Source organism: Bradyrhizobium sp. Kon69 (assembly GCF_055807515.1).
The window spans coordinates 1-261 of sequence record NZ_JBVVOS010000405.1 but is presented as its reverse complement, the minus strand read 5'-3'; the positions used below and the strand labels follow the sequence as shown (position 1 = coordinate 261).

The window sequence follows — 261 nt, the reverse complement described above, 5'->3', positions numbered from 1 at the left end:
GGCACCTGATTTCTCTGTCGGGGCCACCGACCGCGCAGTTTGCCCAAGCGCAGGGCTTGCCTTGGGTGTTGGGGCAGGTTATGCGCCTGCTCAGCAGCGGTATTCGCAGAAAAGCGCGCAAACGGGGGGTGAGCTATACATTCTTATTCATGCGTGCCGACGGGATGCAGCTGCAGAAAATTACCGCGCTGATCGAGGCTGGCGCCATCAAACCGGTTGTTGACCGACTTTTCCAGTACATCAGTGCCGAGGCTGCTCAAC

At 58.6% G+C, this 261-nt stretch carries 1 protein-coding gene; it reads left to right on the top strand.

Translation table 11 applies throughout. The features are described 5' to 3' along the window. The coding region (locus tag AC0L3U_RS39595; RefSeq protein ID WP_473365148.1) for a zinc-binding dehydrogenase at positions 1-261 on the top strand (261 nt) is incomplete at both ends.